Genomic DNA, 19,150 nt, shown 5'->3' on the forward strand with positions numbered 1-19,150 from the left:
TCAAAAAACAAAAGATATGAGCACTACAACTACAATCGAACGCCCCATTATCAGCGCTGAAGAGTTATTGACCGCCTGGCAGGGGCACCGCAATCTTACCCGTAAGGTTATCGAAGCATTTCCGGAGAAAGATATGTTTACTTTTTCTGTAGGTGGCATGCGTCCTTTCGCAGACCTGATCAAAGAGATCATTACCGTATCTGCCGTAGGGTTAAAACAAATTGTAACGGGTGTTATCACTCCGTTTGAAGATGCCATGCCGCAGATCAAAGAAAAAGCTGATTTGTTACAGGCATGGGATGAAGCGAGCGAGCAGATCAATGTTTATTTTCCGCAGATCAGCGCCGAAAAATTTCATGAGGATATTAACCTCTTTGGTGAGTATAAGTTTCCTGCAATAGAAAATATCCAGTATTTCATTGACAACGAAATTCACCACCGTGCGCAGGCTTATGTTTACCTGCGCGCCCTGGGTATCGAACCTCCTTTCTTCTGGGATAGGTACTAAGGTAATAATGGTGACAAACCCTCAGGATAAGGGTAGGAGAGATCATATTAAGCGGAGACAGCCTTCATTGCAACGGGTGTCTCCGCTTTAATGCATTTACATGACGGTACTTTTGTCTGGTTAAGGGCAGTGCAAATATCTCACTTCAAGTATCCGATATCCGGCATCTAACATGCAATATCTGGTACCTGATCTCCTTCTTTCAGCAACCTACATACTTTTGATCCGTTTGTCAATATTCTGTGTAAGCTCTTTTAGCCGCTGTTTCAGACTTTCGGGCTCAATAATATCCGATTTATCGGCCAATACAATAAACCAACGAAGGAAATACTCAGGTTCATGAGGAAAGTGAAAGGTCATCTCCGTTTTGCTGCCCAGTTTTTTTTCAGAAATAAAACCATATTGCTGGCGGCTATGCTGAACATATTTAACGTAATTATTGTCCATCATAATTCTGACCACTTCGTAAGTATCGAATTGTGGCTTTTGGAGATAAGCGGAAAGTTCTTTGTGTTGTAAGGTAAAGTCCGCATCCAGGCCGGTTATTTTAATAATGCGATCTGACCTGAAATTTCGATGTTCTCTCCTTAAATGGCAATAGGCCACCAGGTACCAGTACTCTTTGTCGTGATATAAACCGATAGGTTCAATATTTCTTTCTGATGGCTGACTTGCATCAAAGGATTGGTACCTGATATACACCTGTTTCTTATTAACAATACCATTCATCAGTATTTCTAATGCATTCGGTACCTCTTTATTAAACAGGTTTTTTTTGGGAGATACATGAATATTGGCATTAAGCTCATTTATACGGTCTTTATCGGTCCAGCGTAAAACCGATTTCACCTTGAACATAGCCGACTGGAAAGCGTTGCCCAAAGAGCGATCGGTAAAATGCTCCATCAGTTTTTCTGCTGCTACAAAACTTACAGCTTCTTCCCGGGTAAACATGACAGGGGGGAGTTTATACCCTTCCACAATAGAGTAACCAACACCAGCTTCCGAACTGATGGGAACACCAGAGTTCTCCAATGTTTTAATATCCCTGTAAATAGTGCGGAGGCTCACTCCAAAACGATCAGCCAGTTCCTGTGCTTTTACAATGCGTTTGGACTGCAGCTGGGTTAATATAGCCACTACACGGTCAAATTTCTTCGGACTATCATCGTGTATTTCATCATCTATTGCGGCCATCTTTTTTAATTGTGCTGCAATTTAGAAAGCTAAGTTGAGGATTGCAAATCTTTATAGACACAGGGACATTGCCGTAAAAAGAACAACCGCAGCACCCAAGGGCCCCGCGGTTGTTATAGTTGGGTAGATGTAAGGCTGTTAAATGGTTTTTGGCGTATATATAGTTACCATGCCATCGCCTTCGCTGCTAACAATCAGTAAGGACTTTTTGGTGGGGCTCATTCTTGCAGGAACAAACAATACGCCTTCAGGAGCATCGCCGGTTTTTACTAATTGTAAAAACCTGGGGTTTTGAGGGTTGGTAATATCATACATAGCCACAGCATCCACTCTTTCCATACCTACAAATGCCACATTTGTTTTACCTACTTTCCCGATCGTAATGCCTTCGGGTTCTACTGATTTATCATCGCTTCTGCCATCATCATAAGTGCCGAATTCATTTACCTTAACGTCCAGTTCATTTTTACTGTCAAAAACCTGTGCACCGGTCAGGCCATTCCATACGCTGAAAGAACGTGCGCCAAAAGAGTATAATTCATCAAAATCGCCATCGCCGTCTTTATCTCCCAATGTAGTGGTAATGTTTAAGCGTCCCAGGGCCGTTTCTTTCTTCAAATCTGCTGCATTCGGGAATACGGTAGGATCAAGAATTACGTTTTTACTACCAATTCTTTTCGCCTCAACAAATATTTCTTTTTCAGTTGCATCTATATATTCCCGTGCATCTCCTTCATTAGCCGTAAACAGGTAAGGGATATTGTTCTGTTCTAAAACCGCAATAGCATCTGGCATATAAATACCTTTTACATTCCAGGTAGTCGCTTTATAGCCATTGTCTTTATCGCTGGGATCTATTTCATTTCCTGCCAAAGAATAATCTTTAAAACCAAGCGGAAAAATGTCTGTAATCGCTTTGCCGGTGATGTTTACTTTAGCTATCGCGTTATTTTCCTGTAAAGTAACCCAGGCGGTTTTTGAATCGGCAGATATCGTAATATATTCCGGTTCGATATTCGAAGCAAAATCGGGATTGATTTGAGGACCAAAGATCCGGAAGCCTTTTGCCTTCAAAGCTGTTGCCTGGCTGGCAAATCCATCAAAATATAAGGTGGTTACAGCGTAATTATTTTCTGCTTCTATAATTGAGATGCTTCCTTTAGGATCTATTGAGTAATCAGCATTAGGCTCGCCTTCATTAGCGGTCATAATGAATTTCCCGTCAGGAGAAATGGTAACCATGTCCGGAAGGGCGCCCACTGTCACAGATTTGATCTCGCTATAATCGGTTGTTTTAAGCAGAGCAACTTTCCCGTTATCTGTTTTGTTGGTAGATTGTATAGCCGCTGCTAATATACTGTTATGAACACTTAGGCTATTTACAGCGCCGCCATAGGGTGCCATGCTGATGGACCGGATAAACGCAGGATTAGCTGGATTTTTAAGATCCACTACGTCGATCCGGTTCACTGCTCCGTCGGTTCCTTCGTTGTTTACAACAAATAGGCGCTGCGTAATACTATCATAGGCTGAAATCTCGGCTGCTGCTGCGCCGCCGACCTTTAATTTACCAATTTCAGCAAATGTTGCCGGATCTTCATTTACAAAGAATTCGGGCTCAGGAGTTAGAGAATTGTTGTCATTCTTTTTACAGGATGCCACAGCTATAATTGCGGCAATAAGCAGCTTGCTACTATGCTTCATGATCTGGTTTTTAGGATGAAGCGCGAAAGTATTGGTGCAATGTAAAGAAATTGTGAACTTAGTTTTAAGCAATTGTTAGCATCTGTTGACTATCCGGGTCTTATTCAACAATTGCATAAGGATGCTACTATTACCTAAAATTTGTACATTGCTGTTATGGAGCAACAATTTCCTTTTATGCTGGAGTCGATCCTGGATAATGATTTTTATAAGATTACCATGCAATGCGCTGTGATCAGGTTGTTTCCTGATGTAAAAGCTGGCTATAACTTCATTAACAGGGGTGTCCATTTGTTCCCCGAAGGATTTGGAGAAGAACTGCAATATCATGTAAATGCGATGGCAGGGTTGTCGCTGACAAGAGAAGAAAAACAGTTTCTTGCTTTGCGTTGCCCTTATCTGAACCCGGCCTATCTCGATTTCCTGCAAGGCTACCGCTATGATCCGGCCGAGGTGACTATTGTACAAAGAGGGGCAGAGCTGGAAGTAAAGGTACAGGGCTATTGGTATCGTACCATTTTATGGGAAGTTCCGCTGCTGGCTTTGATCAGCGAGCTTTTCTACAAAATGCAAAAGATGGAGCGTATCAGTGACCAGGCACTGGTGCAACGTACAGAAAGCAAAATGGATGTCTTTAAAGAATTGAGGGTTACCGTTGCCGAATTTGGTACACGCCGGCGTCATTCTTACGAAGTGCAAAAGAATGTAATAAATGCGATGATGGGCTATTCCGATGGAGCCTTCGTAGGGACGAGCAATGTACACCTGGCGATGGTGTATGATACAAAGATCATTGGCACTCATGCTCATGAATGGTTTATGTTTCACGGAGCCCGTTACGGCTACAAAATTGCCAATGCCTTTGCCTTAAAAAGCTGGGTGAAGGTATTTAAAGGCGACCTGGGTATCGCATTAACCGATACCTATACCACCGGGGTCTTTTTTACACAGTTTAATAAACAATTTGCCAAATTATTTGATGGCGTAAGGCATGATAGTGGTGATCCTGTACTGTTTGCCGAAAATACAATAGGGCATTACCAGCGTTTAGGCATCAACCCGCTTTATAAAAGTATTATATTCTCCGATGGCTTAAACCCGGAAAAAGTAGCTACTATTGCCCGCGCCTGCAAAGACAGGATCGGCATTTCATTTGGTATCGGCACCAATCTCACCAATGATGTAGGACTACAACCCATGAATATCGTTATGAAGCTGGTGGAAATTGCGGCACCGGATATGCATTGGACACCCACGGTGAAGTTATCTGACGAGCCAGGTAAACAAACCGGCGATCCTCGGATGGTTCGATTGGCCCGGGAGTTGCTGGGCATTTCCGTTGATGAGATATAAATAAACAGGATATTGGAAACAACAGTTACTGCTACAAACAATATTAAGAAGGTATTACCGGCCATTCTGGCAACGGCTATTTTTATGCAGATGCTGGATTCTACGATATTGAATACATCGCTGCCATCGATAGCTAAAGACTTAAATGAGTCTCCGCTGGATATGCAGAATGCCATTATAGGCTATGTGTTAACCCTGGCATTGTTGATGCCTGTAAGTGGTTTTCTGGCAGATAAATTCGGTACTAAAAAGGTTTTCATTTTTTCTTTGGCCATGTTCAGCATAGGATCTTTGTTTTGTTCGCTCTCACAAAATCTTACCCAGTTGGTGATCTCAAGGGTGGTACAGGGAATCGGAGGCAGCCTGATGACACCGGTAGGTAAGCTGGCGTTGATCAAAACCTTTCAGAAAAAGGAACTGCTGAAAGCAATGAACTATGCCATTATTCCTGCGTTAATTGGCCCGGTGCTAGGCCCATTGGTGGGGGGATATATGGTAGATTATTTGTCCTGGCATTGGATCTTTTTAATTAATATACCCATTGGTCTTATTGGTATTCTACTCAGCCTGAAGTTCATGCCGGTTTATAAATCGCCTATCATCGATTTTGACCTGAAAGGATTTCTGATATTCGGGGCAGCCTCATTATTATTATCTATCGCACTGGAATTATTTGGCAATACGGTAACCAATACACCCGTGCTGCTGATTACAGTAATGGGTTTTTTGATGGTTTATTTTTACTACAGGCATGCCAAAAAAGATAATAATCCCATTTTCCCTTTAAACTTATTTAAGGTAAGAACCTTTAGAGTAGGGATACTGGGTAACCTGGCTACACGTCTGGGTATAAGTTCTATTCCGTTGCTGCTACCCATGATGATACAGATCGCCTACGGGCGATCGGCCGTAACATCCGGCTGGATCATAGCGCCCATGGCCCTGACAGCAATGTTTGGCAAGTCAACCGTGATCCGTATACTGAACCGGTTTGGCTACCGTACTACATTAATGACCAACACTTTTGTGATCGGTATATTAATCTGCAGCCTGGCCATCCCGGATGTACATAATTCTATCTATTGGTATATACCCATCATCGCCGTTTTAGGATTTTTCAACTCGGTACAATTTACTTCTATGAACACTATTTCCATTGCAGACCTACGGGCTTATCATACCAGCAGTGGTAATTCTCTTATATCCGTTAATCAGCAGCTGGCGATAGGCTTTGGCGTAGCGTTTGGTTTAATAGTATTGAAGATATTCCAGGGAGATACCAGTCTGATTAAAAATGAGATCCATAATGCTTTCCGGTACACTTTTGTAGCAGTAGGGGCTTTAACCATTTTGTCGGGTTTGGTATTCAGAAGATTGCATCCAAAAGATGGATTAAATATGCGTACAGAAGAATAACAACAGTTGGTAAAGCCAGTCGTTGGGTTAAGACATCTTAGGTGTATGGCATTGACCTAATAATTATTTTTGCCGGGTAATGGGAAGTCAATTAAAAAAACTCCTTGCAGGTGAACATGGTGGCGACGCTTTGCGGAATACGCTGGCAACGATCATACCTGGTGTAGTAGTAGCCTGTTTTTGGAAGCTTGACGTAGCCATTGTGGTAAGTATTGGTGCGTTGCTGGCTTCGCTAACCGACATGCCGGGCAGCCGTGCTGATAAATGGCTCTCCGCGAAATGGTGCATCCCGTCCTTTTTTATAGTTTCGGTTACAACGGCTGCCGGTTTACATCATTCCTGGACTTTGGTACCCTGGTTAATGGTAGTTGCTTTTGCGGGAGGCCTGTTGTTTGCGCTTGGCCCGCGGGTATCCTTGGTAGGTATACTCAGTTTAATTGTTGCCTGTTTTACGATTGGCTTGTGGCCGGTTCATGCACTCTTTTATGGTTTGGGGATTACATCTGGTGCAGGATGGCATTTTTTGATCAGCCTGCTTTTAGCCTATTATGCTCCCTACCGGTCTTTGAAACATGCTTTACAAAGAAGTATGGATGGTGTTGCCGCTTTGCTAAAGACCAAGGCTTTGTTTTATGATGCCCATACATCGGTAGAAAAGGCTTATGAAGAATTAAGCGCAATTCATATTTTAGTAAGCGAGCAGCAAGATCAGGTAAGGCTCTTGTTACTGAGAGAATCGGATCTCCTGCGTAATGAAAATAAGCAAGGACAGCAATGGTTGCAACAGCTCTACTGTATGATTGATTTATATGAAGTTTTAACGGCTATTGATCATGACTATGATACCATAAGAACTTCGCTAACTGAAAACGAAGCCCTGGAACCTGTTCAAAAGATCATATTACTACTTGCGGATCGGGTTCAGATGATTTCGGAAGGGAGAGTGGCCGTTGCAGCCGCAGCTAATCAACAGGAATTGAAAAAATGTCTCAACCGGCTTAATGGTTTATTAAACAACACACACACAGCTGCTGGCGAAGTTTTATCGGCTACCATGGCTAATATTCACCAGATATTAGATAAGATTGATCAGATTGGGTTCGTCGCTAATAGGGGTGATAAAAATATTTTATCGACAGAGACTGTTGATTATACCCACTTTATACCGGCTGGTTCCGTTAGCTGGAAAGTCTTAAGCAGCCATTTCACAAGGAAGTCGGATGTTTTTCGCTTTGCCCTGAGATGGGCCTTGCTATTTGGTGCGGGAGGGGTGGCCGGCTTCCTGCTTCCTGATTTCAGGTATACGTACTGGGTATTGCTAACCATTGCTATTGTTGCCAGGCCTACGTTTGCTGTTACACAGCGTAGAAACTTGCAAAGGATAAAAGGGACTATTATTGGGCTTATGATCTGCCTCCCGCTTATTTACTTTATCGATAGTACTTGGTTTCTCCTGGCAATTGCGTGGCTGGCGTTGTATGGTTTCTTTTTGTTTAATCAGCCCAACTATACCATTAGTGTGGTGTTTATTACCATTACTGCAATCGTTTTATTAAATATACACCAGGGTGCGTTTCAGGAGCTACTGGGAAGCAGAGCGGCTTTTACTTTATTAGGCGCGGCGCTGGCAATCCTGGGCTGGTTCCTGCTTCCCGTAAAGCAAAGCCACCAGTTTAGCAAATTGAAAAAGGCCGTAATACAAACCAACCAGGATTACCTGGATATAATTGTCAGCTGCGTGAACGATCAATACGTCAATAACCAGGACATACGCCTGGCCCGTAAAAAGGCCCATGCTGCATTGGCTTCTTTCTCAGAAGCGTTATACCAGTTACGCAGGGAACCCGGTAGCAGTAAAAATGACTGGTCACGGGAATTACAATTTCAGTCTATAAGCTACAGGGCTAATTCTCTTGTAGTAGGAATCGCTCTTTCTTTAACAGGCAGTCGTTCAGGTACCAATGCATTGTCACAAATTCGGCCACGCATTGACTATTTGAAGTCGCTTTTTAGGGAGCTGGAATCTATGCAGCAGAATAGTAGGAATATTATTGAAAACCAAACATACTTAACAAATGAAGGATAATCAAGGCTTACTTCCCTTAATTTCTTAATGTTTTACTCCTAAATATAGTTCCTATTATATATATATTGATACTGATTACTTTCTGACTCTTATATCCTTTGTTTTTTTAACGAAAAACCGTAGATAGACCATTGATAAAGCTGGCAGTGCCAAAGTCTGGAATAAAAAGACCGCCAGGGAGGGAAGGCCTTGCAGCTGAAGATCATTTACCCGTACCAGTATTTGATGGCCTAAGGGGCCGTTGGAGAAAAGGATGATATTAGCCAGGTTCCATCCCAGGTGAAGCCCAATGGGTAAATAGAGTGAACCTGTTTTGGCAAAAGCCAGGGCGATCACATAGCCGAAAATACCAGTCATCAGGAAGATGATAGCCATTTGATCCGGATTGCTGAAAGCGTTGTAGGAAAACCAATGGTATATACCAAATGCAACAGCCGAAAGCAGGCAGGCCTTTTGAACACCCAGTTTTCTGATAGCGATGAAGAGCAGGGCGCCCCGGAAAATAAGTTCTTCAAACAATACCGATTTCAAAACCCACCAGCTATTAAACAGGAATCCCTTAAAGGTATAACTTCGGTTGTAGTACCAGCTATTATCAATAAAAAGTGTTCGCAGTATATGATAGACGAAACAACAACCGATTGACAATAATACAGCCCAACCAAGCTGCTTCATTCTCTTATCAGTTGGCACCATGCCGAGGGCGGTAAAATGTTTTTTTCTGCGAGCCAGAGCAGGCACCAGGAAATAAATAAAGCAATTATAATTCCGGTCATTATTTAGTTTAATCTTTCTTTTGTTTTTTAAATATCCCAACCGCCTGTAGCTGTTACTTACTAATAGCACTTTTCCATTCATGCTCCACCTGAGTCATCAATAAGGCATTGTCAAAAGCTATCGAGCCATCAGGAAAAATATCTTTATTTTCAAAAAAGCTTGATTTTACATTAGAAACCTCCAAAGGTTGGACCTCCCATTTGTAAGCTTTGAGCTGTAATCCATCAAAGTTACTCCCGTTGGGGGAATAGCCCAGATCACCTTTCTCAAAAAACAGGGAAGCATTTTCAAGGGTTTCGAATATAGATTGCTGATTAAACCGGGTTGTTTTCCTGGCATCAATTGAAATTTCAGTGGCATCAGAACTCTTGAAACTTACGTGATAGTTTTCATCTTTTTCTTCTACATTAAATTTAGCCAGGTAATGCTTTCCCGGGAAGAATCGCCCTCCGGCAATGGAATTGAGTTTAAGCGAAGTGTCTCTCCGTGGAATATAGACGCCGGATTTAATTGCTCCGTCCTCATCCCATTCCACTGCAATTCTATGCGCCCCGTTCTCCGAATTCACCCCAACCAGGTCGGGTAGTCCTTTAGGTTTGATATGTTTCAGCCTGATTAGGCAAATTCCTACAATAGCTTTGCCCCTGTAAATCTTTGGTCTGAATGGAGAAGGAACAATTCTCTCTACGACATCAGGTTCGGCAACAAAGTTGATCAGGATTCTTCTGTCAATGTATCCATGTATCGTTGGTATCCTCATCGTTGGAAGGTTTTGTTAATACTATAACTATTGCATCGGTCCTGCTTTCTAATTATTGGGGATATAAATATAACAAACAAAGGGTTTGAGCCCTGCTGAAAAAGATGTCGACTCCGTTAAAAGCGTATTTGCTCAAATCATCCTGTAATTACCATACTCCATCATCAACCAGGCGGCAATCTTTAATAGGAAAAAAATCCATCATATCAACCAAAACCACCATGACGTTGAAAAAGCCCTTTGGTAAATTTACGGTTTCTAATAATTGATATGCATCTGCCAGTGAAACGATTGTATAAATTCGCTTTTCTTTTAATATTGACAACGGCAACTGCTGTGGCAGGAGCACAGGTATATGTTTCACCAAATGGCAGTGACGCCAATGCCGGTACCAAAGAACAGCCTAAGTCGAGCCTGCAATCAGCATTGCGCCAGGTAAGGGAATTCAGGCGTTTAAATGAAGCCGTAACCCAAAAACCGGTACACATTATTTTGCAGGAAGGTATTTATGTGCTGTCTGAACCGGTTGTGATCAGGGCTGAAGACGCAGGTACCCTTCAAAGTTCTACTTATATTGAGGCTGCGCCAGGTGCGAAGGTGACTTTGAGCGGTGGCGCAACTATTAGCGGATGGAAAAAAACGACCGGACCAACTGCGAATTTGCCTTCTACCGCACAATCCAATGTATGGGAAGCCCCTTTACCCGAAACTTTTGAGGATCTTCCGGGTTTCCGGCAGCTTTGGATAAATAATATAAAGGCTACGCGTGCCAAATGGCCCAACGGTGGGGCAATGGAGCGTATCATCAGCTGGAATAAAAAAGATGAGTCCTGCCAGATACCTAAACCACCCGTTGCTATAAAAGATATCAGCGGGATCGAAATGTTTATTCACCAGTGGTGGGAAATAGCCACGCTACGGGTAAGACAAATGGATATAGCCGGCGATAGCGCGAAATTACTCTTCAAACAGCCTGAAAGCCGGATCCAATCCGAACATCCCTGGCCAGCGCCCTGGATTTCCAGGGAGACGGGTAATTCAGCCTTCTATCTTTCCAATGCAATTGAATTTTTGGACGAACCGGGCGAATGGTACTTAGATAGAACCAGTAAAAAAATATACTACTGGCCCCGGAATGGTGAAGACCTGACCACTGCGCGCGTAACAGCACCTTTACTGGAAAATCTCGTTAGTATTCAGGGAACTATTGACCAGCCCGTAAGCCATATACATTTTAAAAATATTGCCTTTGAGTATGTGGGGTGGAACCGCCCTTCTTTACAGGGACATGTACCGCACCAGGCCGGCATGCCCATGACAGAAGCGTACAAATTAAGACCATCCGGCACTCCTGAAAAAGCCTCCCTAGATAACCAGGCCTGGATCACCCGCCCAGGCGCTGCGGTTACGGCTTCTTTTGCACGTAATATATCTTTTGATGGCTGTCGTTTTGAACATATCGCATCCACAGGCTTAGACTATCATATGGGCATAAAGAGCAGTAAAGTGATGGGAAGTGTTTTTAAAGATATTGGCGGTACCGCGATACTGGCTGGTTCTTTTGCAGACGAGGGCATGGAGATTCACTTGCCTTATAATCCAAAGGATGAAAGAGTGGTGGTAGATTCAATCACGCTAACCAACAACCTGGTTACCGATGCCACTAACGAGGATTGGGGCAGTGTAGGTATAGGTTTAGGGTATACCCGTAATTCAACCATTGCGCATAACGATATCGAGAACGTCAATTATTCAGGCATTAGCATGGGATGGGGTTGGAGCCCTAAACCTAATGTGATGCGTAATAATAAAGTGTTTGCTAACAAGATCCATCATTTCGGCAAACAGAATTACGATTGTGCTGGTATTTATACATTAAGCGCGCAGCCTGGTTCGCTCATCAGCGAAAACTATATTGACAGTATTTATAAAGCGCCTTATGCACATCTGCCTTCTCATTGGTTCTACCTGTATACTGATGAAGGATCTTCGCATATCACTATTAAAGATAACTGGACGGCAACGCAAAAGTATTTACAGAACAATAACGGTCAGGGTAATCAATGGATCAATAATGGCCCGCAAGTCAACGAGGCGATCCGTTTAAAAGCCGGTTTGCAGGATAGCTATAAGCACCTGTTAAAAGAAAGTACTTATAAGAGCATTGGCCTGCCGGTTAATTCAGAGCATGAAGAGCTGGTAGAACTGGTAGTGGACAAGGGAAAGTTGAACCTGGTTCAATTACGTAATTTCTTAAAAGAAAATAAGGTAGATCCGAACAGCATCTATCAATGGAAAAACCGATATGTGATCTTTGACAAAGTACAGGACCTGTCTGTATTCCAGGGTAAATTAAAAAAGGCTTTCCCTGATGTAGTGGTAAGACCTTATTACGACATGTATTACCAGTTTGACAGGAGCCGGTGTGATAATAAGCAAACCGCCGGGGAATGGGAGCATATCCTGCTGACCGCGAACCTGGTGGCTGATACTAAAAAACAAAAGGAGTATTTGAATTATCACGCAACTCAGTTTGAGCAATGGCCTGAAATAGCCAAAGGCTTCTGCAATGCCAGTTTCCAGCGATTGGTAATGTTCCGTAACGGCCGGCAGTTAATGTTGGTGATCAGTATTCCAAAAGGCAAAACCCTGGATGAGCTGAATCCGAAGACAACAGAGAATAATCCGCGGGTAGATGAGTGGAACAAGCTGATGGCGCAATACCAGGAGGGGATTGAAGGGACTAAGAGGGGTGAGGTTTGGGTGTTTTTGAAGAAGGCGAGTGGTAAGTAGTGAGTAGTTAATAGGGAGTAGTTAATAGTTAATGGTGAATAGGGAGGGAGAGAATGTGTCTTGTCCTGGTATAGGTTGACAGTTTTTATATTAAAAAACTGACAGATGACGAAGATATCCATTAGAGAACAGGTTCGGTATAGTATTAGCTTTAAGCAAAAAGTTGTCAGAGAAGTGGAGAAAGGGTTATCAGTAGAGTCTGTTCGCAGGCGGTATAATATCGGCGGGGGCAGTACTATTCAAAATTGGATCAGACAATTTGGTAAACATCATTTATTAAGTAAAGTGTTAAGAGTGGAGACGCTTGAAGAAAAAGACCGTTTAAAAGAATTGGAAGCTGAAGTAAAAAAGCTGAAGCTGGCCTTGGCAGACAGCATGTTGGAGAAGCAAGCTTTGGAGACACTAATCGACATAGTGGATGAGCATTATGATACAGATGTAAAAAAAAATTTCGCACAGCAGTCATCCGCATGTGTGGGGAGAAAGGGCAAAAAGTAAATCGGCTGTGTTTGTACTTTGGTTACAGCCGTTCGGGTTATTATAAATCGCTGAGAACAATTATTCAATCGGATTTAACAGAGGCTGTAGTGGTAGATTTAGTAGGTTCGGTTCGGCGTTATCAGCCGATGATAGGAGGTAAAAAACTGTATTCGTTATTAAAAGCTGATTTGGCAAAACCGGGCAGTAGAGTTGGTCGCGATAAGTTCTTTGATATACTACGCAAGCAGAAGTTGCTGATAAAAAGAAGAAGGAGGTATGTTACTACAACGGATTCTTATCATCGCTTTCGCAAGTATAACAATAAGGTTAAAGATCAATTACTTACAGGACCCGGCCAGGTAATTGTAAGTGATATTACTTATTTGAGGACGTCGAGCGGGTTTGTATACCTGTTTTTGCAAACAGATGCCTGGTCTCGAAAGATCACCGGCTGGCATTTGAGTGAGAGTTTGGGTATTGCTGGAGCACTAAAAGCTCTTGAGATGAGTATCAGGCAGTATCCTTCGACGCTGGGAACGATCCACCATTCCGATCGGGGCATCCAGTATTGTTGTGATGCTTATGTGTCAGCACTACAGGAGGCCGGAATGGAAATTAGCATGACTGAAGAAAATCATTGTTACGAGAATGCACAGGCAGAAAGGGTAAATGGGATATTGAAACAGGAATTTCTTTTAGATAGTGTATTTGCCGATAAGCAGGAAGCATTTAAAGCAGTGAAAGAGGCCATATATACTTATAATTACCGCCGTCCCCATTGGTCTTTAAATTTAAGAATACCTATACAGTTACACAATGCAGCATAGTATGTCAAACCAGGAAGATGCGCTCGCCGCGCGGGCGGTGTAATTCTAAGGTTAACTTTTATTAAATAATGAAATTTGAAACAATATTATTAACAAGAAAAATGTCCACTTTTTTCAGGACATGACAATGGGGGAAGAGTATTTTATTGGTTCCGTCATTTCGAATGTAGGAAAATGAGACATCTATGAAGGAGGACAAACGGGTTGAAAAAATTTAGAATATAACAATGAGATTTAACGATACAAGCAAAAAAGAAAATATTCTGGTGTTAGGCATACTGGGCCTTGGTGAAGGACGTAGCCTCATCAGTGGTGCTTTGGAAAGCAAAAAGCTCGCGTTAAAAACGCTTTGCGATATCAGTGAAGCTGCCTGTAAACAACGTAGTAAAGAGTTCGGCTTTGATCATTATACCACAAGGTATGAGGATATGCTGAACGATCCTGATATTAATATTATCGCCATTTACACCCCCGATCACCTGCATGCGCAGCATGTAACGCAGGCTTTGCAGCATGGCAAGCATGTGGTATGCACCAAGCCTTTTATTGATAATTTGGGAGATGCAAAGGCACTGCTGGATCTGCAGGCACAGACCGGTAAAAAAGTATTGGTAGGCCAAAGCTCCCGTTTCTTCGAGCCGGCTAAACGTCAGCGTAAGGATTTTGAAGCCGGAGAGATCGGAGAGCTGATCACTATTGAAAGTAGCTATCATGCCGATCACCGCTGGTTTTTGGAAAAGAAATGGGCATTGGAAGATGCATTTAAATGGCTATACGGAGGGTTAAGTCACCCCGTTGATTTTATAAGATGGTATCTGCCCGATGTAGAAGAAGTAATGGGATATGGAATGATCAGCGCAAACGGCAAAAAAGCGGGTTTAAGGAATGAAGATACCATGCACTTTATATTTAAAGCCACTGACGGAAGAATAGCGAGGGTGAGTGGCGTATATACTTCGCCAATCCAGCCCGCATATCGTGAGAGCGGTATGACAACTGTGTTACGCGGTACGGAAGGCGCCAGCCAGGCTGATTATCATGAGCTGCGTTACGCCATTACTGACAAAACAGGCGAGGAGAAAACCATCACCTGGGGCGATAGTACGTTGAAATATTATTTCCGTTTTGAAGGCCAAAGCCATCATGCGGGGGAGTACCAGAATTACCTGGAATATTTTGTGGATTCCATTGAACAGGGCTTTACAGCTTATCCTGATATGAAAGAGGGTATTGGAACGGTGGCTTTATTGCAAGCCATGGACGAAAGTTTGAAAACCGGTAAGCCCGTATCTGTAAAAGAATTGCTGAAGCGTTACGACCTGGATCTGTAGATGATAGTTAACAACCATACTACGATGTCACTCTGAGCCTGACAGCATCATTAAGAACACATCACTCATTATTTAAAAGAAAGTGAACAAAATATACGATAAAATAACAGGGATTGATCTGGCAATAGTAGCAGTATACTTGATTGCCTTACTGGTAATTGGATACCTGGCCAGTTTTAGCGCCCGCAAAAAAAACGAGACGCTGTTCCTGGCTAATAAATCCCTCAACTGGTATAATATCGGTTTTAACATGTGGGGCACCAATGTAGGGCCGTCATCCCTGCTCACTTTTGCCATGATCGGTTTCACCACCGGTATTACCGGGGCCAACGTAGAGCTCTATGCCTTCCTGTTCCTTTTGTTATTAACCATGGTATTTGCACCCCGGTATATTGCCAGCAAAGTAGCCACCATGCCGGAGTATATGGGTAAACTTTTTGGCGACAGTACGCAGAACATCCTGGCCTGGTATGCATTGGTAAAAATACTGGTAAGCTGGTTATCATTAGGATTGTTTAGTGGCGGTGTTTTGGTAAGGCAGATCCTGGGAATCCCGATGTGGCAGTCGGCGATTGTGCTGGTTGCATTTTCCGGATTGTTCACCTTCGCCGGAGGTTTGAAAGCTATTGCAAGGGTGAACGTGTTCCAGATGTTATTGTTGATCACGGTGTCTATTATTATATCAGTAGTAGGATTGCAGCATGTAGGTGGATTTTCAGAACTGATGGCTAAAACTCCTGCAGGATATTGGGAGCTCATCAAACCCGCTTCGGATCCCGACTTCCCCTGGCCTGCTGTATTATTAGGATACCCGGTGGCAGCTGTTGCTTTCTTTTGTACCGATCAGGCGATGGTGCAAAGTGTATTGGGTGCAAAAAACCTGCAACAGGGTCAGTTGGGTGTTAACCTCATTGGCTGGCTGAAAGTATTGGCTTTACCTTTATTTATACTGCCGGGCATATTGTGTTTTGTTTTGTTTCCGGCGGCTCAACCCGATGAAGCGTACATGACGATGGTTACCCAGCTACTGCCCACCGGTGTTATCGGGTTGGTGATATGCGTATTAATAGCAGTATTGGTAGCTACTATAGGTTCTTCTTTAAATGCCTTAAGTACGGTTTTCACTAATGATATTTATGTAAAGAAGATGAATCCCGAAGCATCTGTAAAAAAACAAATACAGGTAGGAAGAATAATAGTAGTAGCAGGTTGTGTTATTGCAGTATTAATGGCCATCGCTCTTGATAATGTAAAAGGGCAAAGCCTTTTCTATATTTTCCAGTCTATACTTGGATTTTTGGCGCCCTCTTTATCGGTGGTATTTTTATTAGCTGTTTTCTGGAAAAGATTAACCCGTTTAGCGGTAAATTTTACATTAAGTTGGGGATCGGTTTTCAGCCTTACAGTAGGATTGATCTATTTATGGATATTACCTAAAGACGGGAATCCATATTTTACCTGGCCGCATCCTTTTATGATTTCCTTCTACATTTTTGCCATCTTGTTCGTGCTGGCTATTATCATATCATTATTGGGTAAAGCACCTGAGCCGAAAACGATAGAAGCAGAAGCGATTCCACCTACCAGCAGCAAAGTGAAGTGGTTATTTGGCTTATTAGGGGTGGTTATAATTATTATTTACATTTTATTCTAAAAATATAACGGTTACTTTTTATGAATACAGGGTTACAGAATTTAAAATTCAAAATTCAAAATTTAAAATGGGCAATCTCGTTTATTGCTTTCTTGTCTTTGTGTCAAACAGCACTGGCCCAAAAAGCCGAGTGGGTCTGGTATCCGGGCGACTATGAAATATGGTTGTCTAACCAGATGCAAAACCGTCGCACCGAAAGAGGCGTATTTTTCCCGGTATTCTGGAAGATCGATAACCATTATCCGTTAATTGATTTTCATAAAGTATTTGAGCTGACTGAACCTGAAGAAGTGGAGATCTATGTACAGGGGCAATATAATGTAAAGCTGGATGGAAAGGCTTTTGAAGGATATCCGAGAAAGATAACCGTTCCGGCCGGCAAACACAAGATCAATATTAAAGTGTTCAACCAGGCACAGGTTCCGGCCATATTTGTAAGAGGTAAGAAAATAGTAAGTGACAGTACCTGGCTGGTGACTTTTGAAGATAAGGAGTGGATTGATGAAACCGGTAAAACCTCTGATGTTTCTACTACCAAGTGGATGAATGCCGGTATGTGGAATTTTTACGATCCTAAGCAATTGCCTTCTGATTTTAAACTCCCGGTAAAACCTGCGGAAGCGGCAACCAGTACTAAAGAATCAGGTGGTACATTAATCGATTTTGGAAAAGAAACCTTCGGCTATATTAAGCTCCATAATTTAAAGGGAAGAGGTAAACTGGCTATTTATTATGGCGAAAGCCGTGAAGAGGCACTTGATACCGCACATACAGAAACTTATGATAAATTAAATATTGATCAAACCGGCGGAGATTATACAGTTGATTTATCCAAGGCGTTCCGTTTTGTAAATATTATTGCAGATGCAGGGATTAGTTTTGATAAAGCTTCGATGTTATACGAATACGCTGACCTGCAGGATAAAGGAGGTTTTAAATGTAATGATGAAGAGATCAACAAAATCTATGATGTAGCCAAATACACTTTCCATTTAAGCACCAAAGAATTTTTTATAGATGGCATTAAAAGAGACCGTTGGGTATGGAGCGGAGATGCTTACCAAAGCTATCTGATGAACTATTATCTTACTAATGATAATGGTACCGTAAAAAGAACGACTTTATCCTTAAGAGGGAAAGATCCTGTAACCAGTCATATCAATACCATTATGGATTATACCCTGTACTGGTTCCTGGGTGTGTACGACTATTATCTCTACAGTGGGGATGCTGCATTTGTGAAGGATAATTACGATCGCATGAAATCGCTAATGGCTTATGTATTGGGACGCCGCAATAAAGATGGTCTACTGGAGGGCTTGCCCGGCGACTGGGTATTTATAGACTGGGCTGAAGGACTGAGCAAGCAGGGAGCCGTTAGTTTTGAGCAATTACTATTTGCTCGCAGCCTGGAGACGATGGCGCTGGTGGCAGATCTGGTTCAGGAAAAAGAAGATGCCGGTATGTATGCGGGCCTGGCTAAAGATGTTAAGAAGAAATTGTTTGACTTATACTGGAACGAACAAAAACAGGCTATTGTACACAGTTATGTAAATGGCAAGCCAACAGATCATGTAACGCGTTACGCTAATATGTTTGCTATCTTCTTCGATTACCTAAGCGATGCGCAGAAGAAAAATATTAAGAATACAGTTCTGTTAAATAATAGTGTGCCGCCTATCACAACACCCTACATGCGGTTTTATGAAATGGAGGCTTTATGTGCTTTAGGTGAACAGAACTATGTGACGAAAGAAATGAAATCTTACTGGGGTGGTATGTTAAAGCTGGGAGCTACTTCTTTCTGGGAAGAGTACAATCCTAAAAAATCAGGCGCCGAACATTATGCGATGTACGGCCGTAAATATGGTAAAAGCCTTTGCCACGCATGGGGCGCCAGTCCGCTGTACCTGTTGGGTAAATACTATCTAGGCGTAAAGCCAACCGGAGCCGGCTATAGCACGTACACGATTGAACCGGCATTAGGTGGCTTGAAATGGATGGAAGGAAAAGTGCCGACACCGGCCGGTAATATTGAGCTGTATTGCAGTACTAATAACATAAAAGTTAGTTCACCGGTTGGCACGGGCAAGCTGGTGCTGAAAAGTAAAAAAGCGCCGTCTTCAAAAGAAGGCAGCTTCGTCAATAAAGGTAATAACGTCTATGAGCTGACTTTAGAGAAGGATAAGAAGTATGAGATAAAGTATCAGGCGTTGTAGTGGATGAAGAGTGAGTAATCAATAGTGAATGGATTTGAAAAAAAT

The 19,150-nt window shown here is 42.5% G+C and carries 14 protein-coding genes; 10 read left to right on the forward strand and 4 right to left on the reverse strand.

The features are described 5' to 3' along the window. The first annotated feature begins 16 nt into the window (after positions 1 to 16). Positions 17 to 508 carry a DinB family protein gene (locus U0035_RS01520; RefSeq protein WP_114792744.1) on the forward strand — a complete coding sequence of 164 codons (492 nt, stop codon included), beginning with the start codon at positions 17 to 19 and terminating at the stop codon, positions 506 to 508. A gap of 210 nt (positions 509 to 718) precedes the next feature. On the opposite strand, the gene U0035_RS01525 is transcribed toward U0035_RS01520, so the two are convergent. After that, entirely contained in the window at positions 719 to 1,705 is a 987-nt protein-coding gene (locus U0035_RS01525; RefSeq protein ID WP_211316536.1) for a helix-turn-helix transcriptional regulator, read from the reverse strand. 138 nt (positions 1,706 to 1,843) lie between these two features. After that, positions 1,844 to 3,409 carry a choice-of-anchor I family protein gene (locus U0035_RS01530; protein WP_114792745.1) on the reverse strand — a complete coding sequence of 522 codons (1,566 nt, stop codon included), beginning with the start codon at positions 3,407 to 3,409 and terminating at the stop codon, positions 1,844 to 1,846. A gap of 156 nt (positions 3,410 to 3,565) precedes the next feature. Here U0035_RS01530 and pncB point away from each other — a divergent pair, with 156 nt between their 5' ends. The 3 genes from pncB to U0035_RS01545 all read left to right on the forward strand — a co-directional run bounded on the left by pncB (position 3,566) and on the right by U0035_RS01545 (position 8,264). Continuing rightward, positions 3,566 to 4,762, forward strand: coding sequence for a nicotinate phosphoribosyltransferase (gene pncB / locus U0035_RS01535; protein WP_114792746.1), 1,197 nt, complete (start codon positions 3,566 to 3,568; stop codon positions 4,760 to 4,762). 12 nt (positions 4,763 to 4,774) lie between these two features. Then, positions 4,775 to 6,178, forward strand: a complete 1,404-nt coding sequence (locus U0035_RS01540) for an MFS transporter (protein ID WP_211316537.1) — start codon at positions 4,775 to 4,777, stop codon at positions 6,176 to 6,178. Positions 6,179 to 6,257: 79 nt separating this feature from the next. Beyond that, a complete protein-coding gene (locus U0035_RS01545; protein ID WP_114792747.1) occupies positions 6,258 to 8,264 on the forward strand; it encodes an FUSC family protein in 2,007 nt (668 codons plus the stop codon). Positions 8,265 to 8,339: 75 nt separating this feature from the next. On the opposite strand, the gene U0035_RS01550 is transcribed toward U0035_RS01545, so the two are convergent. Both U0035_RS01550 and U0035_RS01555 read right to left on the reverse strand, forming a co-directional pair. Then, the gene (locus U0035_RS01550; RefSeq protein WP_211316538.1) at positions 8,340 to 8,939 is read right to left on the reverse strand and encodes a CPBP family intramembrane glutamic endopeptidase; all 600 of its coding nucleotides are present in this window, start codon (positions 8,937 to 8,939) and stop codon (positions 8,340 to 8,342) included. 154 nt (positions 8,940 to 9,093) lie between these two features. Next, a complete protein-coding gene (locus tag U0035_RS01555; protein ID WP_114792748.1) occupies positions 9,094 to 9,801 on the reverse strand; it encodes a DUF2071 domain-containing protein in 708 nt (235 codons plus the stop codon). A 282-nt stretch (positions 9,802 to 10,083) separates the two neighbouring features. On the opposite strand from U0035_RS01555, the gene U0035_RS01560 reads away from it, so the two are divergent. The 6 genes from U0035_RS01560 (at position 10,084) to U0035_RS01585 (ending at position 19,105) form a co-directional block, all read left to right on the forward strand. After that, a complete protein-coding gene (locus U0035_RS01560; RefSeq protein WP_245957821.1) occupies positions 10,084 to 12,594 on the forward strand; it encodes an L-rhamnose mutarotase in 2,511 nt (836 codons plus the stop codon). Between the two features lie 105 nt (positions 12,595 to 12,699). Continuing rightward, positions 12,700 to 13,092 (forward strand): transposase, encoded by a 393-nt coding sequence (locus U0035_RS01565; protein WP_114793349.1) that lies wholly within the window; start codon positions 12,700 to 12,702, stop codon positions 13,090 to 13,092. 11 nt (positions 13,093 to 13,103) lie between these two features. Next, positions 13,104 to 13,901, forward strand: coding sequence for an IS3 family transposase (locus tag U0035_RS01570; protein WP_162818026.1), 798 nt, complete (start codon positions 13,104 to 13,106; stop codon positions 13,899 to 13,901). A 227-nt stretch (positions 13,902 to 14,128) separates the two neighbouring features. Next, positions 14,129 to 15,232, forward strand: a complete 1,104-nt coding sequence (locus U0035_RS01575) for a Gfo/Idh/MocA family protein (RefSeq protein WP_245957857.1) — start codon at positions 14,129 to 14,131, stop codon at positions 15,230 to 15,232. A gap of 82 nt (positions 15,233 to 15,314) precedes the next feature. Then, complete coding sequence (locus U0035_RS01580) at positions 15,315 to 16,886, forward strand: sodium:solute symporter family transporter (protein ID WP_114793341.1); 1,572 nt, start codon at positions 15,315 to 15,317, stop codon at positions 16,884 to 16,886. 20 nt (positions 16,887 to 16,906) lie between these two features. Beyond that, positions 16,907 to 19,105, forward strand: coding sequence for an alpha-L-rhamnosidase-related protein (locus U0035_RS01585; RefSeq protein WP_170138324.1), 2,199 nt, complete (start codon positions 16,907 to 16,909; stop codon positions 19,103 to 19,105). Positions 19,106 to 19,150: the final 45 nt, after the last annotated feature.

Source organism: Niabella yanshanensis (assembly GCF_034424215.1).
In the GTDB taxonomy this organism is placed as follows: Bacteria; Bacteroidota; Bacteroidia; order Chitinophagales; family Chitinophagaceae; genus Niabella; species Niabella yanshanensis.